The organism is Jongsikchunia kroppenstedtii DSM 45133 (assembly GCF_000380485.1).
GTDB lineage: Bacteria > Actinomycetota > Actinomycetes > Mycobacteriales > Mycobacteriaceae > Jongsikchunia > Jongsikchunia kroppenstedtii.
This window is the reverse complement of sequence record NZ_AQYG01000044.1, coordinates 171,749-196,764: the sequence shown is the minus strand read 5'-3', so window position 1 is coordinate 196,764 and position 25,016 is coordinate 171,749. Positions and strand designations below refer to the sequence as shown.

Here is a 25,016-nt window from a genome sequence, read left to right as displayed (position 1 = left end):
GATCGCCGATCGGGCCTACACCAACGGGGTGAACCGGCGGATGCTCGCTGGCCGCGGCATCAAGACCGTTATCCCGCAGAAGAGCACCGAGACCGACGCCCGCAAACGCAAAGGCTCCACCGGTGGGCGGCCTCCTGCTTTCGATGCAGTCCTTTACAAGGGCCGCAACGTTATTGAGCGTTCCTTCAACGACACCAAGCAGTGGCGCGCCCTGGCCACCCGCTACGACAAACTCGCCATCACCTACCGAGCCGCCGTGGTCCTACAGGCATGCCTCCGCTGGACACGCCTATTAGGAGACACGCCCTAGCTAGAACTCGCGTACATCAAGCCGCCGAAGCGGCGGGCTCAGTGGCCGACGGGGACCCGGTGCTCACGCAGAGCGCGGACCTTGCGGAGAACATTCGGTGCTGTGCCCCAACGAATCTCGATCTCCGGCTCCTCGGACGCCGGGCGTTCTGGAATGCTCGGATCACGCCGCCATACCCGCGCCGGGAACCCGTTCGACATCGCGAGCGAGTTCGCCATCGTCGGCAATACGTAGTCATCTTCCACGGACCACTCGAACTCCCGCAGCAGCGTGTGGAAGAGCGTGAAGATCTCCATCCGCGCGAAATACATGCCGATGCATTTGTGCGCTCCCCCGCCGAACGGCATCCACTGGCCCCGATGAGCCTTGTCCTCATGCCGCTCCGGGGTGAACCGCTCCGGATCGAACCGGGTCGGCGTATCCCAGACCTCCGGGTTGGTGTGGTGCGCCCAGGTCCAGGTGGAGATGAAGGTGTTCTTGCGCACCCGGTAGCCCTGCAGCGACGTCTCGCGAATCGCGCTGCGCTGCAACAGCGGAACCGGCGTCCGGAAGCGGAGCGTCTCCTTCATGATCATGTCGAGCATCTTCAGCTCTTTGATGTCGGCCATGGTCAGCTCGGGCCCGAGCGCCAACGCTTCTTCGCGGGCCAGCGTCTGCCACTTGCGATTGAGGCCGATGTAGTACGCCATGTTCGTCATGGTGATCGTCGACGTGTCGTGGGCCGCGAAGAGAAAGAAGATCATGTGGTGCATGACCTCGTCGTCGGTGAACTTGTCGCCGTCCACCGACTCGGCCTGGCACAGATGCGACATCAGGTCATCGCCCGGATGCGCCCGCTTGACCGGGATCCACGACCGAACCGTCCGCCTGATGTAGCGTCGTGCGCGCGCCTGGCGGACGAACCGGTTCGCCGTCACCAGATCATCGAACGCCTTGCCGATCCGGAAGACCTCGGCCTCCGAAAGCTTTACGCCGGCAAACACTTCCAAGGCCACCGTCATCGTGACCCGCTTGAACAGCCGTCGCAGGTCCACCTCGTCGCCGACCGGGCACTGCATCACGGCAGCGCGGATCTTCGGCTCCAAGCCGACCAGGTACTCGTCGAGCTTCTTCGGGGTGAGCGACTGCTGGATGAGCAGGCGATCATGCCGATGCTCCGCGAACTCCTTCTGCAGCAGCGCTTTCCGGAACTGGCCCGTCAGAGTGAAGTTCCAGGCCGGCTCCGCGGAGAAGTCCTGCGCCTTGTTGAGCGCGATCGTATTGGCCACCTCCGGGCCCGAGGCGAAGACAACATCGGTGAATCCCAACGGAATCCGCATCATGTCGGCGCCCGTGCGACGATTCATCGCCCCGAACGCTTCACCCGGAGCCTTCCCCGCGGCCATCTGGCCGAAGAACTTCAGTCCGCCCAGCAACCCCATCGTCGGGATCAATGGTTGGTCAGCGACGGACTCGACACGCTCTGTCACGGTCATGGGTGCTCGGGCCTCCAGTGCTCAACCCCGATCCCGGGGATTGTACCGAGAATACGGCGAACGAATCGCTGACACAAGATCATCGCAATGTTTCTTTCGTGCATTTCGATGAAACGCAGAAAGCGCCCGACCCCTCTCGGGATCGGGCGCCTTCTGGCCCAGCGATCAGATCCGGCTAGCGCCGGACCGAATCACTTGATGATCTTCGTGACGCGACCGGCACCAACGGTGCGGCCACCCTCGCGGATAGCGAAGCGCAGGCCCTCGTCCATGGCAACCGGCTGGATGAGCACGACGCTCATCTCGGTGTTGTCGCCCGGCATGACCATCTCGGTGCCCTCGGGGAGGGTCACGACGCCGGTCACGTCCGTGGTGCGGAAGTAGAACTGCGGACGGTAGTTGTTGAAGAACGGGGTGTGACGGCCGCCCTCGTCCTTCGACAGGATGTACGCCTGGCCCTCGAACTCCGTGTGCGGAGTCGTGGTGCCCGGCTTGATGATGACCTGTCCACGCTCGACGTCCTCACGCTTGAGGCCGCGCAGCAGCAGACCGGCGTTGTCGCCGGCCTGAGCCGAGTCGAGCAGCTTGTGGAACATCTCGATACCGGTGACGGTGGTCTTCTGCGCCTTCTCGCGGATGCCGACGATCTCGACTTCCTCGTTGACGTTGACCTCGCCGCGCTCGACACGACCGGTGACGACGGTGCCACGACCGGTGATCGTGAAGACGTCCTCGACCGGCATCAGGAACGGCTTGTCGGTCTCGCGGACCGGGTCCGGGATGCTCTCGTCGACGGCAGCCATGAGCTCGGCAACCGACTCGGCCCACTTCTCGTCGCCCTCGAGCGCCTTCAGAGCCGAGACCTTGATGACCGGAGCGTCCTCGTCGAAGTCCTGGGCGGCCAGCAGTTCGCGGACCTCCATCTCGACCAGCTCGATGATCTCTTCGTCGTCGACCATGTCGGCCTTGTTCAGCGCGACCAGGATGTACGGCACGCCGACCTGACGCGCGAGCAGCACGTGCTCACGGGTCTGCGGCATCGGGCCGTCGGTGGCGGCGACCACGAGGATCGCGCCGTCCATCTGGGCAGCACCGGTGATCATGTTCTTGATGTAGTCGGCGTGACCGGGGGCGTCGACGTGCGCGTAGTGACGCTTCTCGGTCTGGTACTCGACGTGGGAGATGTTGATCGTGATACCACGAGCCTTCTCCTCCGGCGCCTTGTCGATCTGATCGAACGCGAAGCTCTCGTTCAGGTCCGGGTACTTGTCGTGCAGAACCTTGGTGATCGCCGCGGTCAGGGTGGTCTTGCCGTGGTCGACGTGACCGATGGTGCCGATGTTCACGTGCGGCTTGGTCCGCTCGAACTTCGCCTTCGCCACTTGATGTCCTCCTGGACTGTTGTTGCGGCTGAGTCCTTCTCAGCTACAAGGGTTTTCTGTTAATTGGTTGCGGCCGTGACCGCATGGTTCCCCGCGTAGGGTCGCAGCGAATTACTCGCCGGTCGCCTTCGCAATGATCTCCTTCGACACGTTAGCCGGAACCTCGGCGTACGAGTCGAACACCATGGAGTAGTTGGCCCGGCCCTGAGTCTTCGACCGCAGGTCTCCGATGTAGCCGAACATCTCCGACAGCGGCACCTGCGCCTTGACGACACGCGCACCGCTGCGCTCCTCCATGGCCTGGATCTGGCCACGGCGGGAGTTCAGGTCGCCGATCACATCGCCCATGTAGTCCTCGGGCGTGATGACCTCGACAGCCATGATGGGCTCGAGGATCACCGGACCGGCCATCTTGGCAGCCTCCTTGAGCGCCTGCGAACCGGCGATCTTGAAGGCCATTTCCGACGAGTCGACGTCGTGGTACTGACCGTCGAGCAGCGTCACCTTGATGTTTACCAGCGGGTAGCCGGCCAGCACGCCGTACTGCATCGCGTCCTGCGCACCGGCATCCACCGACGGGATGTACTCGCGCGGCACGCGACCACCGGTGACCGCATTCTCGAACTCGTAGGTCGCGCCGTCCTCGGCGTCGACCAGTGGCTCCAGCTTGATGATCACCTTGGCGAACTGGCCCGAGCCACCCGTCTGCTTCTTGTGGGTGTAGTCATGCTTCTCGACCGTCTTGCGGATGGTCTCGCGGTACGCGACCTGCGGCTTGCCGACGTTGGCCTCGACCTTGAACTCGCGCTTCATGCGGTCGACCAGCACGTCGAGGTGGAGCTCGCCCATGCCGCCGATGACGGTCTGACCGGTCTCCTCGTCGAGCTTCACCGAGAAGGTCGGGTCCTCTTCGGCAAGCTTCTGGATCGCGACGCCCAGCTTCTCCTGGTCCGACTTGGTCTTCGGCTCGATCGAGACGTTGATGACCGGGTCCGGGAAACTCATCGATTCCAGGACGATCGGCGCGTTCGGGTCGCACAGGGTGTCACCGGTGGTGGTGTCCTTGAGGCCGATCATCGCGTAGATGTGGCCGGCAACCGCGTTGTCGACCGGCATCTCCTTGTTGGCATGCATCTGGAAGAGCTTGCCGATCCGCTCTTTCTTGCCCTTGGTCGCGTTGAGGACCTGGGTGCCCGGATCGAGCTTGCCCGAGTAGACGCGCACGAAGGTCAGCTTGCCGAAGAACGGGTGCACGGCGATCTTGAACGCCAGCGCGCTGAACGGCTCGTCGGCCGACGGCTTGCGCTCGAGGATCTCTTCCTCGTTGCCGACCGCGTGGCCCGACACCGACGGAACGTCCAGCGGCGACGGCAGGTAGTCGATGACCGCGTCCAGCATCGGCTGGACACCCTTGTTCTTGAACGCGCTACCGCACAGGATCGGGTAGATCTCCTGCGCGACCGTCAGCTTACGGATCGCGCCCTTGATCTCCTCGGCAGTGAGCTCTTCGCCGCCGAAGTACTTCTCCATCAGCACCTCGTCCGACTCGGCAACCGTCTCGAGCAGCTTCTCGCGGTACTCGGCGGCCTTGTCGACCAGGTCGGCCGGGATCTCCTCGATGGTCGGCTCGGCGCCGATCTCGACGGTGCCCCGCCAGGTGATGGCCTTCTGCTCGATCAGGTCGACGACGCCGTCGAAGGCATCCTCGGCGCCGATCGGGAGCTGCAGCACCAGCGGCTTGGCGCCCAGGCGATCGATGATCGTCTGCACGGTGAAGTAGAAGTCGGCGCCCAGCTTGTCCATCTTGTTGACGAAGCAGATACGCGGGACGTCGTACTTGTCGGCCTGCCGCCAGACCTGCTCGGACTGCGGCTCGACGCCTTCCTTGCCGTCGAACACGGCAACCGCGCCGTCGAGGACTCGCAGGCTGCGCTCGACCTCGACGGTGAAGTCGACGTGACCCGGCGTGTCGATGATGTTGATCTGGTTCTTGTTCCAGAAGCAGGTCACCGCCGCCGAGGTGATGGTGATACCCCGCTCTTTCTCCTGCTCCATCCAGTCGGTGGTCGATGCACCGTCGTGGGTCTCACCGATCTTGTAGTTGACACCGGTGTAGTAGAGGATCCGCTCGGTAGTGGTGGTCTTACCGGCGTCGATGTGGGCCATGATGCCGATGTTGCGGACCTTGTTGAGGTCGCTGAGCACTTCCTGTGCCACGAATTCCTTCTCTCCGAAAGGGTGCCCCGACTGGACGGAGCAGATGAGTATGGGGGTTGGATTACCAGCGGTAGTGGGCGAAGGCCTTGTTGGCTTCGGCCATCTTGTGGGTGTCCTCGCGACGCTTGACCGACGCACCGAGGCCGTTGCTGGCGTCCAGCAACTCGTTGGCCAGGCGATCGATCATGGTCTTCTCGCGACGCTGCCGGCTGAACGTGACCAGCCAGCGCAGGGCGAGGGTGTTGGCGCGGTTCGGCTTGACCTCGACCGGCACCTGGTAGGTGGCACCACCGACGCGGCGGCTCTTCACCTCGAGAGCGGGCTTGACGTTGTCGAGGGCACGCTTGAGCGTGATGACCGGGTCGGTGCCGGTCTTCTCGCGAGCCTGCTCCAGGGCGCCGTAGACGATGCGCTCGGCGGTCGACTTCTTGCCGTCCAGCAGGATCTTGTTGACGAGCTGGGTCACCAGCGGCGAACCGTAGACCGGATCGTTGATGAGAGGCCGCTTCGGGGCCGGTCCCTTACGTGGCATCAGCCCTTCTCCTTCTTCGCGCCGTACTTGCTGCGAGCCTGCTTGCGGCCCTTGACACCCTGGGTGTCGAGCGAGCCACGGATGACCTTGTAACGCACACCCGGGAGGTCCTTCACACGACCGCCGCGGACGAGCACCATCGAGTGCTCCTGCAGGTTGTGACCCTCACCGGGGATGTAGGCGGTGACCTCGACCGAGCTGGTCAGACGGACACGAGCGACCTTCCGCAGTGCGGAGTTCGGCTTCTTTGGAGTGGTGGTGTACACGCGGGTGCACACACCGCGGCGCTGCGGGCTGCCCTTGAGGGCCGCGGTCTTGAGCTTCGCGGCCTTGTCGTGGCGGCCCTTGCGGACCAGCTGCTGAATAGTTGGCACTTAAGTTCTTTCTTCCTGTTGAACTGTGTAGTTGTCGTGGTTGCTGCTCCGGGCAAGTGATCGACGACGCAAGCGTCGGATCTCAATCTCTTCCACAACTCGCCCCACCAGCCCGTATGGACTGGTCAGCGCTACATCCACCACCCCGCGGTCGGGTGTGTCGTACACCCATTCGCGGACTACATGTCTGTAGCGTGTTTCTCACCGGTGTCACGCAGCTAATCCGCAGATCAGCGCCGTGACGCAAGCATGCAAACATGCCCAGCGTGCGCCGGACACCGGGAGACCACTCTACCGGCCGGTCTGAGCTCGGTCAAAATCGCCCGCTACCAGCGCCGAGCCCGGCTTCGCGGCAGACCGCCTGGGGCTCGAATTGCCGTTTCGGCAACGCAGCTTGCCAGGCGGCGTCGGCGAGGGGCACGCTCGACCGCATGGCCCACGATCACCCGCCCACCTCATCCCGCCAGGTCTCCCCCGACGCCGATCCCGCCGAGCATTGGGAAGAGTTCTACGGCGGCGACGACCATCCCTGGACCGGCAAGCCCAACCAGCTGCTGGTCGACCACGCTCCCTCGCCGCCCGCACCCGGCGCGACTGCTCTCGACATCGGCTGCGGCAGCGGCGCGGACGCCGTCTGGCTCGCCGAACAGGGCTGGCAGACGCTCGGCATCGACCTGGCCGAGGCCGCCCTTCGGCACGCCCGGGCCGCCGCATCGAGGTCGTCCGCCGCCGATCGCGTGCGCTGGCAGCAATGCAACGTCAGCACGGACTTCCCCGCCGGCGAGTGGGACCTGATCAGCGCCAGCTACCTGCACTCGCCGGTGAAGCTGGAGCGCATCACGGCGCTGCGCCGCGCGGCCGACGCGGTGCGCCCGGGTGGAGTGCTGATCATCATCGGCCACCAGGGCATGCCCGAGTGGGTGCAGCGTCGCTGGCATGAGGAGGGACTGCACGATGTCTCCTTGCCGACCACGGCCGACGTGCTCGCCGACCTGAACCTGGACCGAGACGTCTGGACCGTGGAGGTGGATGCCGTCGACACGGTCTCCATGTCCGATCCCGATGGCAACCCGTGCGAACGCACGGACAACATCCTGCGACTCCGCCGCCGTATGTAAAGAAATTTGTACATCGGGCGGTCTGCAGTGGTGGAATACCTCCATGCAGAATTTCGCCCGGATCGCTGCGTCCTGCTCAGCCGCGCTGGCACTCGCGATCGTCGCCGGCAGTACTGTCGGCCTCGCTCCCGCCTCGGCGGCCAACGCGCAGTGGAACGGCGACTATCGGCTCACCCGGTATGCGGCGTCCAAGACGGGCACCAGCCTCGCGGCTCGCCAGCATGAGCCGGACTTCTCCGACGTGTACACGTTCCAGACGTCCTGCACGACCGGCACCTGCATCGCGACGGTGGTCGCGGGGCCGCCCGCCGCGAACCAGACCATCCCCCGTCCGCCCAAGTACCACTGGGACGGCCATAGCTGGGTGGAGCATTTCGATTGGCAGTGGGATTGCTACATGGGCGCCGGCGTGCCCAAGGTCTACGCGCCGGCGCATTCGGATGCGTACTACACGCCGCAGCCCGACGGCACCATGCGCGGCGTCTGGACCACGGTCATCGACAGCGGCCCGTGCCAAGGCGACGTCACGATGAACATCATGGCCGCACCGGTCCGCAACGCCTTCGGCAGCTGATCGCCGGACGTATGGTCGCCATCGGTCGACCGATCGATCCGGATCAGGCTGTGCACCAACGAATTACGACAAACATGATCGGTCGTCGGCGATCTGTGCAACGTTGAGAACATCAGGTTCTCCGCGTCCGACACCGAACACGTTCCGCAGCGCCCGGTCATCGAGTACTCGTGGCGGCGTTCCGCGTTGTCCGGAGTCCGTCCGGGCGACACCCTGTCCGCCGAGCCGGTGGACGTCTCCTCGGCCGATCCGTTGCTCGACGCCGCCCGCCCGGTATTGGACGAGGCGGCCACGCGGCTGTCCGGCACCGATGTCTCCCTGCTGCTGGTCGATCATGAATGCCGCATGGTCTCGCGGGTGGCGTTCGGCACCACCGTCGAGCGCGCCCTGGACCGGATCGGCGCCGCTCCGGGTGTTCCGTTCGCCGAGGACGCTGTCGGCACCAACGCTCTCGGCACTCCGGCCGAGACCCGCGGGGGCATCGCCATCAACAGCTCCGAGCATTACCTCGAGCAACTCAAGTCGGTGAGCTGTTTCGGCCAACCGATCATCCACCCGGCGACGCGGCGGCTCGCCGGCATCATCTGCATGACGGAGGTCGCGGACCGCATCAACCCGCTGGCGGTACCGCTGGTGAACGAGCTGGTGACGGGCATCGCGGACCGCCTGCTGGACCGCTCGCGCGCCCACCAGCGACGCGTGCTGGATGCGTTTCAGCGCGCGGCGGGGCGACGGGATATCGGCGTCGCCGCCATAGGCGACGATCTGCAGCTGACCAACGCGATGGCCGCGAGTCTGCTGTCGCCGACCGACGTCGGAGCGCTGCGGGCTCTGGCCGGCGATCCGCACCAACGGGCCCGCGTCGTCCCGCTGACCCTCGTCTCCGGGGTACCGGTCGAGATCAGAGTCGAACCGGTCGTCGGGGTGCGCGGCGCGGCGCTGTTCCGCTTGCGGCCCGCGGATGGTCCGATGGCGATTCCCGTCGTGTCCGCTGCGTCGGCCACGGTGCACAGCAGCCTGTCCATCACCGGTGAGCCCGGAACCGGCCGCACCACTCACGCTCTCGCGGCCGCCGCCGACTACCCCGGTTCCCCGCCGGTCGTCGTCGACGTCGCCGGCGACCTCATCGCCGGTGCCATCCCTGACATCCCGGCACGCGTGACCGACTCCCGCGACCGCGGCGTTCCGCTGATCATCGACGGGGCAGACCTGCTTGACGACCGGTCGATCACATTGCTCGCATCGGCCATCGCAACGGCCACGTCCGACGCCCCGATCATCGTTGTCAGCGGGCCCCGAGACCGAGCCGGCAGCGAGATCGGCGCGTTGCTGGCGAGATGCACATCGGGGCTCGAGCTCGCTCCGCTGCGCCACCGGAGCGCCGACCTCGGCGCGCTCGCCGCGGCGGCGCTGGCCCGCCATGATGACGACGTCACCCTGTCGGGTGCTGCCACCGACGCATTGCTCTCCCAGGATTGGCCGGGCAATTTCGTTGAGCTGCATGCGGTATTGCGCGAAGCGGTGCGCACCACGCGCGCACGCGCGAGCCGCGTGATCGAGGCGGCGGATCTGCCTGCCGCCTATCGCACGACGAGCCGGGTCGCGCACCTGTCCGGCCGCGAACAGGCCGAGCGTGCAGCGATCATCAAGGCACTCGACCGTGCCGGCGGCAACAAGGTCCATGCGGCACGCGAACTCGGAATCAGTCGCACCACGCTCTATTCGCGGATGCACGCACTCGACGTCTGACGACCGGCCGTACCGGAGTCCCAGGTGTACGGCGCATTGTTCAGATTCTGCACACGGCGGCCGGTGCAGACAGTGGCACAAATGAAGTGGGTCCACCGCGTGACCCGGATCACTGTCGATTCACTCAGCCAGGAGTACTTCATGACCGCTGTTGCCACCGATCTGCTGCACCGTGTCCGCGATTTCGTCTCTCGCGACCGTCCGATGCTGATCGGCGGTGAGTGGGTGTGGGCGCAGTCGGGACGTACCTTCGAGACCCTCGATCCGGCGACCGGCAACGTCGTCACGTCGGTGGCCCACGGCGACTCGCCGGACGTCGACCGCGCCGTCCGCGCCGCGCGCGAGGCCTTCGACCACGGGCCGTGGCCACGGATGAAACCCAATGAGCGCGAACGCATGCTGTGGAAGGTCGGAGATCTGCTGACCGAGCGTGCCGCAGAATTCGGCCAACTCGAGGCGCTCGACAACGGCAAGGCCGCCACCATTGCCACCGCCGTCGACACCGCCTGGTCGGCCGACATCTTCCGATACAACGCCGGCCTGGCGACCAAGATCACCGGCACCACCGTCGACGTCTCGATGCCCTTCGTCCCGGGCGGCGAGTTCCACGCGTACACGCTGCGCGAACCGGTCGGCGTCTGCGGACTCATCGTGCCGTGGAACTTTCCGCTGCTGATGGCCGCCTTCAAGCTGGCGCCGGCCCTGGCCGCCGGTAATACCGTCATCCTCAAGCCCGCCGAACAAACCCCGCTGACCGCGCTGCTGCTGGGCGAGATCTTCGAGGAAGTCGGGTTCCCGCCCGGCGTCGTCAACATCGTCACCGGCTTCGGCGAGGCCGGCGCCGCGTTGGCCGCTCACGAGGACGTCGACAAGATCGCGTTCACCGGCTCGACCGAGGTCGGCAAGAAGATCGTGGACGCCGCGAAGGGGAACCTCAAGAAGGTGTCCCTGGAATTGGGTGGCAAGTCGCCCAACATCGTCTTCGCCGACGCCGATTTCGAGAAGGCTGTCGCAGGCTCGGTCGCGGCGTGGATGTTCAACCATGGACAGTGCTGTGTCGCCGGCACGCGACTGTTCGTGGAACGCCCGATCTTCGACGACTTCACGGCGGCGGTCGCCGAGGCCGCCTCGCAGGCGAAGATCGGTCCGGGGCTTGATCCCGCCACCGAACTGGGGCCGCTGGTGAGCCAGGAGCAGTTCAACCGGGTCTCGGGCTACCTGTCCGCCGGAATCGCCGACGGCGCCCGGGCACTCACCGGCGGAAAGCGTTGGGGTGACACCGGTTTCTTCATCGAGCCGACCGTCTTCGTCGACGTCGATCCGAGCTTCTCCATCGTCCGCGAGGAGATCTTCGGTCCTGTCGTCGCCGCGCTGCCCTTCGACGCCGATACCGGAGTCGCAGCCGCCGCGAACGATTCCGAGTACGGCCTGGCGGCCGGTATCTGGACCCAGGATCTTTCCAAGGCCCACAAGACGGCGCGACAGATCAAGGCCGGGTCGGTGTGGGTCAACCAATACAACGGCTTCGACACCGCCATGCCGTTCGGCGGATACAAGCAATCCGGCTGGGGCCGAGAGCTCGGCGGCTCCGCAATCGAGCTGTACACCCAGACCAAGGCCGTCAACATCGCGCTCTGACCGCGCGCGACCAACTATCCCACCGAATCATCGCGAATCCCAAGGAGAATCATGACCCTCACCACCAAAGCCGCCGTACTCACCGAGCCGGGAAAGCCGTTCGAGATCGTTGAACTCGACCTGGACGAGCCGCGCGAAGGCGAGGTGCTGATCAAATACACCGCGGCCGGGCTCTGCCATTCCGACCTGCACCTGACCGATGGTGATCTGCCACCGCGTTACCCGATCGTCGGCGGACACGAAGGATCCGGCGTCATCGAGGCGGTCGGCCCCGGCGTCACCAAGGTCAAGCCCGGCGACCACGTCGTCTGCAGCTTCATCCCCAACTGCGGCACCTGCCGGTACTGCTCGACCGGACGACAGAACCTCTGCGACATGGGCGCCACGATCCTGGAGGGGTCGATGCCCGATGGGTCATTCCGTTTCCATTCCGGTGGAAAGGATTTCGGCGCGATGTGCATGCTCGGTACCTTCTCCGAGCGCGCCACCATCAGTCAGCACTCCGTGGTGAAGGTCGACGACTGGCTGCCGCTGGACAAGGCCGTCCTGGTCGGCTGCGGGGTGCCGTCGGGCTGGGGCACCTCCGTCTATGCCGGAGGCGTACGCGCCGGCGACACGGTCGTGATCTACGGGATCGGCGGCCTCGGAATCAACGCGGTGCAGGGCGCCGTCTCGTCCGGCGCGAAGTATGTCGTCGTCGTCGATCCGGTGGCTCTCAAGCGCGACACCGCGATCAAATTCGGTGCGACGCATGCCTTCGCCGATGCCGCCGAGGCCGCGACGAAGGTCAACGAGCTCACCTGGGGCCAAGGCGCCGATCAAGCGCTGATCCTGGTGGGCACGGTCGACGAAGAGGTCGTGCAGAACGCGACCGCGGTCGTCGGCAAGGGCGGAACGGTGGTCATCACCGGTCTGGCCGATCCGACCAAGCTCACCGTGCACGTGTCCGGAACCGATCTGACGCTGAACCAGAAGACCATCAAGGGCAGCCTGTTCGGATCCGCCAACCCGCAGTACGACATCGTCAAACTACTGCGGCTGTATGACTCCGGCCAGCTCAAACTCGATGAACTGATCACCCAGACCTACACGCTCGATCAGGTCAACGACGGCTATCAGGATCTGCGCGACGGCAAGAACATTCGCGGAGTCATCCTGCACGAGAACTGAGCCGATCGAACTCCGGCCCGGGCGTGCGGATAGCGACCGCGCCCGGGCCGGCCCAAGCCCCGGTCCTGGACTTGCCTAGCCCTAGTCCTGGTGATTCGTCGCTATTCGTTGGCGCCGAAAGCCGTTCGCAGCTGCTCCGACCACGCCGCCACCACCTGCTTGCGCCGGGCCGAGTCGTCGGACAGCGTGTCCGCGAGCCCGAGCCCGCGCGCGAGGTCGAGTGTCGCCTGCACCAACCTGTGGACGGTCGGGTCGGAGTCGTCGGCACCGAGCATCGCGACGGTCGCCCGATGCGCCTCGCGGCCGAACTTGGCCTCCAACGGCAGGATTCGCCGGCGCAGCGCCTCGTCCGACGGCGCCGCCGCCCAGACCTGCAGCGCCGCCTTGAAGAGGATTCCGGTGTAGAAGTCGACCGCGCGGGTGACCGCGGCCTCGATGCGTTCGGGTCCCGTCGGCAGCGTGTGCGTCTGCTCCACGGCCGCGGTGAGCGCGGTGAACATGTGCTCCAGGGCGGCGGTGATCAGGTCCTCGCGAGTGGGGAAATGATGTTGTGCCGCGCCGCGAGACACACCGGCCCGCTTCGCCACCTCGGCGACCGTCGTCGCCGCCCAGCCGTCCTTGGCCAACGACTCGATGGTGCATTCGAGCAATCGCTCCCTGGTGGCACGGGAGCGATCCTGTTGCGGCTCGCGGACACTGGTCATGTCGCCGCTAGTCGTCCGCACTCGTCGCCCAGGGCGGCGACTGCTTGGACAGGAACGCCTGCATGCCGGTCCGCGCCTCGTCCGACCGGAACAGCCGACCGGACAGGGCCGCGAGATCGGCCGCGTGCGCGTCGAACTCGCGCAGAATCGGCGCGGTGACCAGCTTCTTCGATTCGGCCAGCCCCTGCGGCGAGCCCTGGCGGATCTCGGCGGCCAGCGCACCGACGGCTGCATCCGCATCATCGGCGGCGATGGTGATCAGCCCGATCCGCTCGGCCGTCGCGGCGTCGAACTTCTCGCCTGTCAAGTAGTAGCGCGACGCCGCGCGAGAACTCATGCGGGGCAACAAAGTCAGCGAAATGATCGACGCGGCGACACCGAGGCGCGCCTCGGTCAGCGCAAAGGTGCTGGACGGTCCCGCGACGGCAATGTCGCAGGCGCCGACGATGCCCATCCCGCCGGCCCGCACGTGTCCGTCGATCTTGGCGATCACCGGCTTCGGCAGTTCGATGATCGTGCGCATCAGGTCGACCGCCGACCGGGTCCGGCTGTCGCTCGCCTCCTCGATGGACTGGCCCGAGGCCATCGCCTCGGTGAGATCGGCGCCGGCACAGAAGGTTCCGCCCGTGTGCGTCAGCACCACCAGCCGCGCGGCGGGGTCCGCCGCGGCCGCCGCCAGCTGCGCGGTCAGCTCGGTCACCAGCCGAGAGGAGATGGCGTTGCGATTCTTCGGCGAATCCAGGGTCACGGTCGCGACCCCGGATTCGACTCTCAGGTGGACGATCTCGTCGCTCACTGCCTGCCCCGTCCGCTCAGTACGACTTGGGCAGGCCCAGGCTCGCCTGGGCGACGAAGTTCAGGATCATCTCGCGGCTGACCGGCGCGATACGGGCGATCCGCACGAGGTTGAGCATGGGCGCGAGTCCGTACTCGGTGGTCAATCCGTTGCCGCCCATCGAATGCACCGCGGCATCCACCAGCTTCACGGCGGCCTCGGCGGCCGCGTACTTGGCCATGTTGGCCGGCTCGGCGGCACCCCAGTCATCGCCGGAGTCGTAGAGCGTCGCGGCCTTCTGCATCATCAGCTTGGCCATTTCCAGCTCGATCTTGCCCTGCGCCAACGGATGCGCGATGGCCTGATGCGCGCCGATCGGCGTCTTCCAGACCGTGCGGTCGTTGACGTATGCGACGGCCTTGCCGAGCGCGAAGCGCGCCATGCCGACCGACGACGCGGCCGCCATGATGCGTTCCGGATTGAGGCCGGCGAACAGCTGCGACAGCGCCGCATCCTCCGACCCGACCAGCGCGTCGGCCGGCAGCCGCACGTCATCGAGGAAGAGCTGGAACTGCTTCTCCGGGTTGATCAGCTCCATCGGGATCTGCTTGTACTCGAAGCCGGGGGTGTCGGTCGGCAGAATGAACAAGGCGGGCTTCAGTTTCCCGGTCTTGGCATCCTCGGTGCGACCGACGATCAGGACGGCCTGCGCCTGGTCGACGCCGGAGATGAAGACCTTCTGCCCCGACAGGATCCAGTCGCTGCCGTCCCGCCGTGCGGTCGTGGTGATCTGGTGCGAGTTCGACCCGGCATCCGGTTCGGTGATGCCGAAGGCCATCGTGATGCTGCCGTCGGCGAGACCCGGAATCCACTTCTGCTTCTGCTCGTCGGTGCCGAAGCGAGCGATGATGTTGCCGCAGATGGCCGGCGACACCACCATCATCAGCAGCCCCACGCCCGACGCCGCCAGTTCTTCCATGACGATCGACAGCTCGTACATGCCGGCGCCGCCACCGCCGTATTCCTCCGGCAGGTTCACGCCGAGGAAACCTAGTTTCCCTGCCTCCGCCCACAATTCGTCGGTCTTGCGTCCCTCGCGCGCGCAGGCCATGAAGTACTCCTGGCCGTATTTGGCAGCCAACGCGGCCACGGCCTTGCGGAGTTCGGCGCGTTCCTGGGTCTCGATGAAGCTCATTGTCTCTCCTGATCGTCTGTCGTTAGTCGGTCTGTTCGGGCGTGGCGATCACCGCGAGGGTCTCGCCGACGCCCACCTGCTTGCCCACGGTCACCGGCAGCTCGGTCACCACGCCGTCGGCCGGCGCGCTGATGGTGTGCTCCATCTTCATCGCCTCCAGCCACAGCAGCGGATCGCCCGCGGTGACGTGCTGTCCCAGCTCCACCGCGACCCGCGTCACGTTGCCCGGCATCGGCGCCAGCAGCGAGCCCGGCGCGGTCAGTGTCGACGGGTCGACGAACCGTGGAATCCGGTGCCAGACGGCCGATCCGGTCGGCTGGTCGGTGTACACGACCGTCTCGCCGGAACGGTCCGCGTACCGCGAGACCGTGATGGTCCGGCGCACGCCGTCGCGGGTGAGCGTGACCGCATCGGCCGTCACGCTGTCGACAGAGACATCCGGATCGTCCGGCAACTCCACGCCGGCGCGGGTGAAGCGGTATCGGACAGCGGTTTCCGCGGCCTCGTCGTCGGCCGCCGCCGTCGAGGCGCGAAACTTCTTGACGGCGTATTCCGCGGCCAGATTGCGCCATCCGGCGGGCAGACCCGACAGCGCCTTCGCCGCATCGCGATTGGCTGCGGCGTCGGCCAGCGCCGACGCGATCACGGACAATCGCATCTCCGCGTCGTCCAACAGCGGTCGCGAGAGTTCGGCCAGGCCATGCCGGTCGATGAAGGCGGTGTCGGTGTCGCCGGCCAGGAACTCCGGGTGCCGCAGCATCCGGATGAGCATGTCCCGGTTGGTGATCGGCGCATGGATGCGCGCGTCGGTCAGCGCCCGCGCCAGCATCGCCGCGGCCCGCTGCCGGGTCGGCGACCAGCTGATCACCTTCGCCAGCATCGGGTCGTAGAAGACCGAGATCTCCTGTCCGTCCACCAGTCCCGAGTCGAGGCGGATCCCCGGCCGGCCCAGCTTGTCGAACTGCGTATCCGACGCGATGTCGATCCGGTGCACGGTCCCCGACTGCGGGGCGTAATCATGGGCCGGATCCTCCGCATACAGCCGGACCTCGATCGAATACCCCTCGGTTCCTTCGGGTTCCTCGCCGAGCGCGGCGCCCTCGGCGATCTGCAGCTGCCACGCGACGAGGTCGAGCCCGGTCGTCTCCTCGGTGACCGGATGCTCCACCTGCAGACGCGTGTTCATCTCGAGGAAATAGAAGCGGCCGTCATCGTCCGCGAGGAATTCGACGGTGCCGGCGCCCTGGTAGTCGATCGCCTTCGCCGCCGCCCGGGACGCCGCGTACAACTCGTCGCGCAGCGCGGATCCGATGCGCTCGACGAGCGGCGCCGGGGCCTCCTCGATCACCTTCTGATGGCGCCGCTGGATCGAGCATTCCCGCTCTCCGACGGCCCACACGGTGCCGTGCGTATCGGCGAGCACCTGCACCTCGATGTGGTGGCCCTTTTCGATATACGGCTCGCAGAACACCGTCGGATCGCCGAAGGCAGATTCGGCCTCCCGCCGCGCGGCCGCCACCTGATCGGGCAGCTCCGACAATTCCCGCACGATGCGCATGCCACGACCACCGCCGCCGGCCGAGGCCTTGATGAGCACCGGAAGCTGCTGCGCGGTAATGGTTTCCGGATCCAGGTCACCGAGGACCGGGACGCCGGCCGCCGCCATGATCTCCTTGGCGTTGACCTTCGAGCCCATCGCGGTGATCGCGTCCGGCGACGGCCCCAACCAGGTCAGCCCGGCATCGACCACGCGCTGCGCGAAATCGGCGTTCTCCGAGAGGAAGCCGTAGCCGGGATGGATGGCATCGGCCCCGGCGGCGCGGGCCGCCTCGACGATGGCCGCGCCGTCGAGATAGGTCTCCGCGGAGGTCTCACCCGGCAATCGCACGGCCGAATCGGCCTCCGTCACATGCGGCGCCCCGGCATCGGGATCCGAGTAGACGGCGACGGTGGCGATGCCCATCCGGCGACAGCTGGCGAAGACGCGCCGCGCGATTTCGCCGCGATTGGCGACGAGTACGGAAGTAATCATTACAGGAGAAGTCATGGGTTCTGTCCTCACATCCGGAAGACGCCGAAGTTGCTGGTGCCCTCGACCGCGTCGTTGTCGATCGCCGAAAGGCACAGCCCGAGCACGGTTCTGGTATCCCGTGGGTCGATCACGCCGTCGTCGTAGAGCATTCCCGACAGGAACGCCGGGAGCGATTCGGCCTCGATCTGCGCCTCGATCATGGCGCGCATCGCCTTGTCCGCCTCCTCGTCGACCTGCTGGCCGCGCGCCTCGGCCGCGGCGCGGGACACGATGGACACCACACCCGCCAGCTGCGCGGGCCCCATGACGGCCGACTTGGCGCTCGGCCAGGTGAAGAGGAACCGCGGATCGTAGGCGCGGCCGCACATGCCGTAGTGCCCGGCGCCGTAGCTGGCCCCGATGAGCACCGACAGATGCGGCACCTTCGAGTTGGAAACCGCGTTGATCATCATCGAGCCGTGCTTGATGATGCCCGCCTGCTCGTAGTCCTTGCCGACCATGTAGCCGGTCGTGTTGTGCAGGAACAGCAGTGGCGTGTTGCTCCGGTTGGCCAGCTCGATGAACTGCGTGGCCTTCTGCGACTCGGCGCTGAACAGCACGCCCTGCGCGTTGGCCAGGACGCCGATCGGGTAGCCGTGGATCCGCGCCCACCCGGTGCACAACGACGTGCCGTACTCGGCCTTGAACTCGTCGAAGTCGCTGCCGTCGACGATGCGCGTGATCACCTCGCGGGGGTCGAACGGGATCTTCAGGTCACCCGGGACGATGCCGTCCAGTTCTTCCGGATCGAAGACGGGGTCAATGGATTCCGCGATCGGACCCGGTCCCTTCTTCCGCCAGTTGAGCCGGGCCACCACGCGCCGACCGATCCGCAGTGCGTCGGCCTCGTCGTGCGCGTAGTAGTCCGCCAGACCCGACGTGCGCGCATGCATCGAGGCTCCGCCGAGCGACTCGTCGTCGCTCTCTTCGCCGGTGGCCATCTTCACGAGCGGCGGGCCGCCGAGGAACACCTTGGAGCGACCCTCGATCATCACGACGTGGTCGGACATGCCCGGGACGTACGCGCCACCGGCGGTCGAGTTGCCGAAGACGATGGCGATCGTGGGGATTCCGGCGGCCGACAGCCGGGTCAGGTCCCGGAACATCGCGCCGCCGGGTACGAAGACCTCTTTCTGCGTCGGCAGGTCCGCGCCGCCGGATTCGACCAGCGAGATCACGGGCAGCCGATTCTGTCGGGCGATCTCGTTGGCTCGCAGCACCTTACGCAGCGTCCACGGGTTGGATGTGCCGCCCTTGACGGTCGGGTCGTTGGCGACGATCAGGCACTCGACACCCTCGACCACGCCGATACCCACCACGACCGACGCGCCCACCTGGAACTGCGAGCCATAGGCCGCGAGCGGCATCAGCTCGAGGAACGGGCTGTCCTCGTCGATCAGCAGGTCGATCCGCTCGCGCGGAATCATCTTGCCGCGCTTACGGTGCCGCGCGACGCTCTTCTCGCCGCCGCCTGCGATGGCCTTCGCCGCCTCCGCGGCGATCGTTTCCAACTTCTCCGCCATCGACGCGGCGGCGGCCTGGTACTCCTCACCGTCGGTATCGACGGTCGATCGCAGCAGCGTCATGCCTGGTACCCCAATCGTTTCGCGGCCAGCGAGGTGAGAATCTCGGTGGTGCCACCGCCGATTCCGAGAATTCGGATATCGCGGTACTGCCTCTCTACCTCGGTGCCCGTCATGTATCCGAGCCCGCCGAACAGCTGGACGGCCTGGTTGGCCACCCATTCGCCGGCCTCGATGGCGGTGTTCTTGGCGAAGCAGACCTCGGCGATCAGATCGTCGCCGCCGACGATGTACTTGTCGACGACCGCCCGGGTGTAGACGCGCGCCACATCGGTGCGACGTGCCATCTCGGTGACGGTGTTCTGCACCTGCTGCCGGGAGATCAGCGGCCGGCCAAAGGTTTCCCGAGTGCGCACCCAGTCGAGCGTCAGGTCCAGGCAGCGCTGCGCCTGGCCGTAGGCCTGTACCGCGAGCGCCACCCGCTCGGTGACGAACGCCTGAGCGATCTGGGCGAAGCCGGAGTTCTCGGCGCCGACGAGGTTCTCGACCGGCACCCGCACATCGGCGAACGACAGCTCGGCGGTATCGCTGCAGCGCCAACCCATCTTGTCCAGGCGCCGGGTCACCTCGAACCCCGGTGTGCCCTTTTCGATCACCAGCAGGGAGACGCCGGCCGCGCCGGGCCCGCCGGTGCGCACCGCGGTGACGACGAAGTCCGCGCGGACGCCGGAGGTGATGTAGGTCTTGGCCCCGTTGACGACGTAGTGGTCGCCGTCGCGATCGGCGCGGGTGGTCAGATGCCCTACATCGCTGCCGCCGCCCGGCTCGGTGATCGCCAGGGAACCGATCTTCTCGCCCTCGATCGTCGGCCGGACCCACTTCTCGATCTGCGCCGGATCATCCGCGGCGATCAAGTGCGGCAACGCGATTCCGCTGGTGAACAGCGAGGCCAACAAGCCGCCGGCCGCGCCCGCATAGCCCAGCTCCTCGGTCATGATGCAGGAGTCGATGACATCACCCCCCGCACCGCCGACCGATTCGGGGTACGACAGTCCGATCAGGCCGAGTTCGGCGGCCTTGCGGTGGAGCTCGCGGGGCAACAGGCCTTCGCGTTCCCAATCATCCTGGTACGGCAGGATCTCGCGTTCGGCGAATCCGCGCACCGTGGCGCGCAGCTGCTGTCGTTCCGGGGTGGTCCACGCGGGTGTCTCCAGTGGCATGGGCGCCTTTCGTCATGGTGGGCTTTGGATCGAACGAAACGGGATACGAGGTGTTGGTTACTGCGCGAGCAGGGAATCCGGCACATCTATATGTCGCGACCGGAGCCATTCACCCAGCCCCTTGGCCTGCGGATCGAAACGCACGTTGTCGGCGACGCCGCGGCCGAGGATGCCCTCGATCACGAAGTTGATCGCCCGCAGGTTGGGCAGCGGATACCGGTGGATCGTGAGGTCCTTGGTCTCCGGCAGCATGCGACGGATCTCGTCGTCGGTCAGCGCCTGCTCGAGCCAGCGATACCGCCCGTCGGATGTCACCCAGACGCCGATGTTGGCGTTGCCGCCCTTGTCGCCGCTGCGGGCACCGGCGATGGTGCCCAACGGGATTCGGGTGGTCGGGCCCCAGTCGTCGGGAGCGGGTGACGCGCTGTCGGCGATCTCGTCGAGGGTCGCCCGGGCCGGACTCGGCGGGATGATCTCGACCGAGCCGTCCGGCAACGTGACCCGGTGCTCGACCTTGTCGGCGGCGACGTAGCCGGGCTCGAAGACGCCGAACGGCGCCCCGTTGCCGGGCGGCGCGGTCATCGTGAATCCGGGATAGCTCGCCAGCGCCAATTCGACGACGGCAGAGCTGAACTGCCGACCGACCTTGTTGGGGTCGGTGTCCTTGGCCACGCAATGCAGCAGCGCCGAAGCCTGTTCCTGCGTCGGCGCGTCGGGCTGATCGGTGCGCACCAGGCGGAAGATCAGATCGGCCGGCCGATCGGTGAGCAGCGCTTCCAATTGACGTTGTGCCAGTGCAGCTTTTGCCTCGATGTCCAGGCCGGTGAACACCATCGTCATCTCGTTGCGGAAGCCCGCGAGATGATTGAGCGACACCTTGAGATCGGGCGGCGGCGCCTCGCCCCGCACGCCGGTGATCTCCACTCGGTCGGCGCCCTGCTGGGCCAGCCGGATCGAGTCGATGCGCGTCGTGACATCAGGGCCGAAGTAGCGCGGGCCCTGGATCTCGTACAGCAGTTGCGCGGTCACGGTGCCGACGGTGACCGCCCCGCCTGTACCGGGGTGCTTGGTGATCACCGAGCTGCCGTCCGCGGCGATCTCCGCGATCGGGAATCCGAGCCGCGTCATGTCGGCGATCTCTTCGAAGAACGAGTAGTTTCCGCCCGTGGCCTGCGCGCCGCATTCGATGATGTGCCCGGCCACGACGGAACCGGCCAGCCGGTCGAGATCGGTCGGCTGCCAACCGAAATGTGAGGTGGCCGGTCCGACGACGAGCGACGCGTCGGTGACCCGCCCGGTGACGACGATGTCGGCACCGGCATCCAGCGCGCGGGCGATACCGAATCCGCCGAGATACGCGTTGGCGGTCAACGGCGCCCCCAGCCCCAGCTCGGCCGCGCGATCGATGAGGTCGTCGCCGTCGACATGCGCGATTCGCGCCTCGACGCCGAGCTTGCCCGACAGGTCGCGCAGCGCCTGCGCAAGGCCTGCCGGGTTCAGGCCGCCGGCGTTGACGACGATCTTGACGCCCTTGTCGAGCGCCGCACCCATGGAGTTCTCCATCTGGCGCAGAAAGGTTTTCGCGTAGCCCAGATCCGGACTCTTCATGCGGTCGCGACCGAGGATGAGCATGGTGAGCTCGGCCAGGTAATCACCCGTGAGGTAATCGAGTTCGCCGCCGTCGAGCATCTCGGCGACCGCGCTGATGCGATCGCCATAGAAGCCCGAACAGTTGCCGATGCGGATCATCTGCTCGGTCACGACGTCGCCCCGATCGGCGCGCGGCCTTCTCCCGGCGGACCGGCGAAGCACTGCGCGATGGTCAGCCATTTCTCGGCATCCGGGCCGGTCGCGACGACGTCGAGATCGGCCGGCGCCCGGCGCTGGGTCACCAGCTCGCAGAAATCGAGGGCGCTGCCGGAGACGCGCTGTGCCGCGTCCTCCGGGCCCCAGGTCCACAGATCGCCGTCGGGGCCGGTCAGTTCGACGCGGAATTGCTCGGCGGGCGCGGTCAGCCCGTTCACCATGTAGGCGAAATCCCTTGTGCGCACCCCGATATGGGCGACCGAACGCAGCCGCGCCGTGCGGGCGGGCGTGACTCCGAGCGCATCCGCGACGTCGAGGCCGTGCGCCCAGGTCTCCATCAAGCGAGCAGTCGCCATCGAGCCGACCGACATCGGCGGGCCGAACCACGGCAGCTTGCCACCCGGGTGCGCGCGCAGCGCGTCCGCGAGTCGCGCGCGGCCGGCGCGCCAGTCCGCGAGCAGTTCGGCGGGCGGTCGCGCCGCCTCTTCTTCGGCCGCCTTGTCGACGAAGCCGAAGGGATCGTCTCCTGCCGCCGCGACCTCGGCCGCGAATCCGTCGGGATCGGTCGCCGACAGCAGCGCGACCCGATCGGTCCAGGCCAGATGCCCGACCTGATGCGCGATCGTCCAGCCCGGCGCCGGCGTCGGCGTGGCCCACTCGGCGTCGGTGAGCGGCGCGACGATCGCGTCCAACGCCTCTCCCTCGGCCACCATGTCATCGACCAACCCGGTCGCATCACTCATGCCGATCAGCCTCACACGGCCGGCCGAACAAATCAAGCGTGCATGATTGTTTTTCTTTGCCACTGAAGCCATGACATATACGGCGCCTGACGACGATATGAGCCGCGAGCCGCCGCATACATCAGGTTTTCAGCAGGTCAGGGTGCGTCCCAATCCGGACGGACCATCGTCGCGAGTTCCTCGAGCGTGTAGGGCTCGGTCCGCTCGAAATCGCGGTACGCGACCAGCATCGGCGCCGACAACGGATACCGCCCGACGAAGTTGCCCGATGCGACGAACAGCCCCTTGGTGATGTCCTTGGCGAGGTCACTGGCCAAGAACGCGTAGACCTGCGCCGCGTACTCCGGCGGTGCCGAGTTCAGCGCCCCGTCACGGGTGACGTCATCGACGATCCCCCGCTGATACAGCCCGTCGATCCACGCCCGGTACTCCTGCCCCGAGGTCTCCTCGGTCTGCGCGCCCGGCAGCACGGTGTTGACCCGCACCCCGTGCTCCACCAGCTCCTGCGCCAGCGCGAAGGCAAGCGACACCACACCGCCGTTCGCGGCCGGGTCACCGGTGCCGGCGTAGGTCCCGCGGAAGCCGAGCGAGCTGCTGAGCACGATCGATCCGGATCGCTGCGCCGCCATCGTCGGCGCCACCGCACGCGCGAGCTGGAACGTCGTGACCAGATGCGCGTCCAGCTTGTCACGGAAGTCGCCGATCGATGCCGCCAGAATCGACTGGTCGGAGTGCACGCTGAGTCCCGCACAGTTGACAGCGATATCCACGCCACCGAACTCGGCCTTACAGGCGGCCACCAGGCTGTCGGCGACACCGTCCGCGCTGACGTCACCGGGCACCGCGATGACGCGCGCTCCCTCGTCGGCCAGCCGATCCGCGGCGTCCTTCGCGGCCATCGGATCGCGCCCGTTGACGATCACCGCGGCACCGTGCCGCGCCATCGCCCGAGCCACCGCGAAACCGACTCCGCGACTCGAACCGGCCACGATCGCCGACTTGCCGGCCAGCCGCCGCACCTGCTGGGTCACCCCGCCCTCCAGACCTACTGATTGCACATTCAGGCCCAAGAGTAGGAACCGACATTAAGAATTCCCTTGCAGGTCAGCAAGCCTTGCAGAAGCGGTATCCACCGGTCACCGAATCGAGACCTCGGCGGTGAGGTCGCCTCGACGGCTCGCCGAAAGGTCAGTGAATCGGAGTGATTTCCAAGGGGATTCGCCCGTCGTCGAACGCGAACGCGGCGCCGGTCGAAAACCGTGTGATCGCGACCTCGACAGGCTCATCGGCGGGCTCGCCGCGGCCGAACTCGATGGTCAGACCGCGGTCGCCGCGGGCCGCGGAAGCCACCCGCCAGGTCGGATCGACGCCCTGCCCGATCGCGTTCAGCGCATCGACATTCTCCGCATCGACGACGGACAGCCAGCCGCCGTCATCGGTCGCGGCCGACCGGGACGGCAGGTGCACGGCCACGACGTCGTCGGTCAGCTCGACCTGCGCATGCGTGTACTGCACCGGGTTCAGCAGCGGGTGCGCGGCGAGCACGGCCGCCAATCCGGCCGCCGACCGATCGGCGCCGAGCGCTTGGCGCAGCCGTGCGGCGGACAACCCGGCGATACCCGTCAGCTGCTTGGCGAGGATGTCCGGCCGATCGTCGCCGCCGTGCTCGGCGATGCCCCAGCGGAAACCGATTGCCAGCAGGTGCTGCTGCAAAGCCATCTCCTCGCAGAGCCGCACCAGCGCCGACCGCGACCAGTCGGCGGCACGCAGATCCGACAGCAGCGGCCCCGCATAGTCGACCAGCCCGGCCTCGGACCGGTCGATCGCCGACAACACCACCGATGCGGCCCCCGTCGTCGCCATTCGCTCAGCCGATGCCGGGATCGGCAGCTCCTCGATCTCCGGGTCGATCGTGACCGTCCATGAGCAGTGGGGGGTGCGGTCAGCCGGCACTCGCGGCGGCCGGTGGATCGGTCGCACGCGCGCGCGGCGGTTCGTCGCGATGGCTGTGGCGTCGAAGGTGGGGTCCTCGATGTCGTGGCACATGCCGGTGACGTAGTCGTCGCCCATCGGCTCGACGTCGATGAGGGCGCCGCAGTGCGCGAGCACGAACTCGCCGTGGTCGTGGTCGGTAACGCCGTAGCGGAAGTCCATGAACTGCGGCGGCGCCCCGATGTCGAACTGCATCGCCTTGAAGATGTCCGCGACGCCGTCTTCGGTGATGGACAGCGCCTCGCGGATGCGCCGGGTGTAGACCGGGCTCGCTGCTCGCCACTCCTCGATGGCCACCTGCGTCATGACTTCGCGACCGTAGGCCCCGATTACATGGGCCATGCCGCTGCGGTCGATGAGATGTCCGGTGAGCAGCAGCTCGGGCAGCAGCGCGACGAGCTGTTCACGGGGCAGATCACTATATCCCATCGTGCTCACTCCAGATCCC

The 25,016-nt window shown here is 66.8% G+C and carries 21 protein-coding genes; 6 read left to right on the top strand and 15 right to left on the bottom strand.

Annotated elements, in window-relative coordinates:
• On the top strand, positions 1-310 hold a 310-nt coding region (locus tag G341_RS0108680), incomplete at its 5' end, for an IS5/IS1182 family transposase (RefSeq protein WP_018178733.1).
• A 38-nt stretch (positions 311-348) separates the two neighbouring features.
• On the opposite strand, the gene G341_RS21510 is transcribed toward G341_RS0108680, so the two are convergent.
• The 5 genes from G341_RS21510 to rpsL form a co-directional block, all read right to left on the bottom strand.
• Positions 349-1,785 carry a cytochrome P450 gene (locus G341_RS21510; protein ID WP_155826854.1) on the bottom strand — a complete coding sequence of 479 codons (1,437 nt, stop codon included), beginning with the start codon at positions 1,783-1,785 and terminating at the stop codon, positions 349-351.
• Positions 1,786-1,976: 191 nt separating this feature from the next.
• Positions 1,977-3,167: an elongation factor Tu gene (tuf, locus tag G341_RS0108670; RefSeq protein WP_018178731.1), complete on the bottom strand. Its 1,191-nt coding sequence runs from the start codon at positions 3,165-3,167 to the stop codon at positions 1,977-1,979.
• A 111-nt stretch (positions 3,168-3,278) separates the two neighbouring features.
• Positions 3,279-5,384, bottom strand: coding sequence for an elongation factor G (gene fusA, locus G341_RS0108665; RefSeq protein WP_026303430.1), 2,106 nt, complete (start codon positions 5,382-5,384; stop codon positions 3,279-3,281).
• 61 nt (positions 5,385-5,445) lie between these two features.
• Complete coding sequence (gene rpsG, locus G341_RS0108660) at positions 5,446-5,916, bottom strand: 30S ribosomal protein S7 (protein ID WP_018178729.1); 471 nt, start codon at positions 5,914-5,916, stop codon at positions 5,446-5,448.
• On the bottom strand, positions 5,916-6,290 hold the full coding sequence (gene rpsL / locus G341_RS0108655; RefSeq protein WP_018178728.1) for a 30S ribosomal protein S12: 375 nt from the start codon (positions 6,288-6,290) through the stop codon (positions 5,916-5,918). Before rpsL ends, rpsG begins: the two co-directional genes overlap by 1 nt.
• 431 nt (positions 6,291-6,721) lie before the next feature.
• On the opposite strand from rpsL, the gene G341_RS21505 reads away from it, so the two are divergent.
• The 5 genes from G341_RS21505 to G341_RS0108630 all read left to right on the top strand — a co-directional run bounded on the left by G341_RS21505 (position 6,722) and on the right by G341_RS0108630 (position 12,539).
• On the top strand, positions 6,722-7,408 hold the full coding sequence (locus G341_RS21505; protein ID WP_018178727.1) for a class I SAM-dependent methyltransferase: 687 nt from the start codon (positions 6,722-6,724) through the stop codon (positions 7,406-7,408).
• Between the two features lie 43 nt (positions 7,409-7,451).
• Complete coding sequence (locus tag G341_RS0108645) at positions 7,452-7,982, top strand: Rv2253 family sensor-like surface protein (protein WP_018178726.1); 531 nt, start codon at positions 7,452-7,454, stop codon at positions 7,980-7,982.
• 93 nt (positions 7,983-8,075) lie between these two features.
• Positions 8,076-9,731 carry a sigma-54-dependent Fis family transcriptional regulator gene (locus tag G341_RS0108640; RefSeq protein WP_026303428.1) on the top strand — a complete coding sequence of 552 codons (1,656 nt, stop codon included), beginning with the start codon at positions 8,076-8,078 and terminating at the stop codon, positions 9,729-9,731.
• A 141-nt stretch (positions 9,732-9,872) separates the two neighbouring features.
• Positions 9,873-11,369 (top strand): aldehyde dehydrogenase family protein, encoded by a 1,497-nt coding sequence (locus G341_RS0108635; protein ID WP_026303427.1) that lies wholly within the window; start codon positions 9,873-9,875, stop codon positions 11,367-11,369.
• 51 nt (positions 11,370-11,420) lie between these two features.
• Positions 11,421-12,539, top strand: a complete 1,119-nt coding sequence (locus G341_RS0108630) for an NDMA-dependent alcohol dehydrogenase (RefSeq protein WP_018178723.1) — start codon at positions 11,421-11,423, stop codon at positions 12,537-12,539.
• Between the two features lie 101 nt (positions 12,540-12,640).
• Here G341_RS0108630 and G341_RS0108625 read toward each other — a convergent pair whose 3' ends face one another.
• The 10 genes from G341_RS0108625 to G341_RS0108580 form a co-directional block, all read right to left on the bottom strand.
• The gene (locus G341_RS0108625; protein WP_018178722.1) at positions 12,641-13,243 is read right to left on the bottom strand and encodes a TetR/AcrR family transcriptional regulator; all 603 of its coding nucleotides are present in this window, start codon (positions 13,241-13,243) and stop codon (positions 12,641-12,643) included.
• A gap of 7 nt (positions 13,244-13,250) precedes the next feature.
• Positions 13,251-14,039 carry an enoyl-CoA hydratase family protein gene (locus G341_RS0108620; RefSeq protein ID WP_018178721.1) on the bottom strand — a complete coding sequence of 263 codons (789 nt, stop codon included), beginning with the start codon at positions 14,037-14,039 and terminating at the stop codon, positions 13,251-13,253.
• A 16-nt stretch (positions 14,040-14,055) separates the two neighbouring features.
• Complete coding sequence (locus G341_RS0108615; RefSeq protein WP_018178720.1) at positions 14,056-15,213, bottom strand: acyl-CoA dehydrogenase family protein; 1,158 nt, start codon at positions 15,211-15,213, stop codon at positions 14,056-14,058.
• A 22-nt stretch (positions 15,214-15,235) separates the two neighbouring features.
• Positions 15,236-17,260 carry an acetyl/propionyl/methylcrotonyl-CoA carboxylase subunit alpha gene (locus tag G341_RS0108610; protein WP_026303426.1) on the bottom strand — a complete coding sequence of 675 codons (2,025 nt, stop codon included), beginning with the start codon at positions 17,258-17,260 and terminating at the stop codon, positions 15,236-15,238.
• Positions 17,261-17,271: 11 nt separating this feature from the next.
• Positions 17,272-18,870 (bottom strand): acyl-CoA carboxylase subunit beta, encoded by a 1,599-nt coding sequence (locus tag G341_RS0108605; protein ID WP_018178718.1) that lies wholly within the window; start codon positions 18,868-18,870, stop codon positions 17,272-17,274.
• Positions 18,867-20,027, bottom strand: coding sequence for an acyl-CoA dehydrogenase family protein (locus tag G341_RS0108600; protein ID WP_018178717.1), 1,161 nt, complete (start codon positions 20,025-20,027; stop codon positions 18,867-18,869). The genes G341_RS0108605 and G341_RS0108600 overlap by 4 nt, the downstream gene beginning before the upstream one ends.
• Before the next feature lie 57 nt (positions 20,028-20,084).
• Positions 20,085-21,776: an acyclic terpene utilization AtuA family protein gene (locus G341_RS0108595; RefSeq protein WP_043451034.1), complete on the bottom strand. Its 1,692-nt coding sequence runs from the start codon at positions 21,774-21,776 to the stop codon at positions 20,085-20,087.
• 8 nt (positions 21,777-21,784) lie between these two features.
• On the bottom strand, positions 21,785-22,576 hold the full coding sequence (locus G341_RS0108590) for a TIGR03084 family metal-binding protein (RefSeq protein WP_026303425.1): 792 nt from the start codon (positions 22,574-22,576) through the stop codon (positions 21,785-21,787).
• A 137-nt stretch (positions 22,577-22,713) separates the two neighbouring features.
• A complete protein-coding gene (locus G341_RS0108585) occupies positions 22,714-23,634 on the bottom strand; it encodes an SDR family NAD(P)-dependent oxidoreductase (protein ID WP_245556941.1) in 921 nt (306 codons plus the stop codon).
• Between the two features lie 130 nt (positions 23,635-23,764).
• A complete protein-coding gene (locus G341_RS0108580) occupies positions 23,765-24,997 on the bottom strand; it encodes a hypothetical protein (RefSeq protein ID WP_043451032.1) in 1,233 nt (410 codons plus the stop codon).
• Between the last annotated feature and the right edge of the window lie 19 nt (positions 24,998-25,016).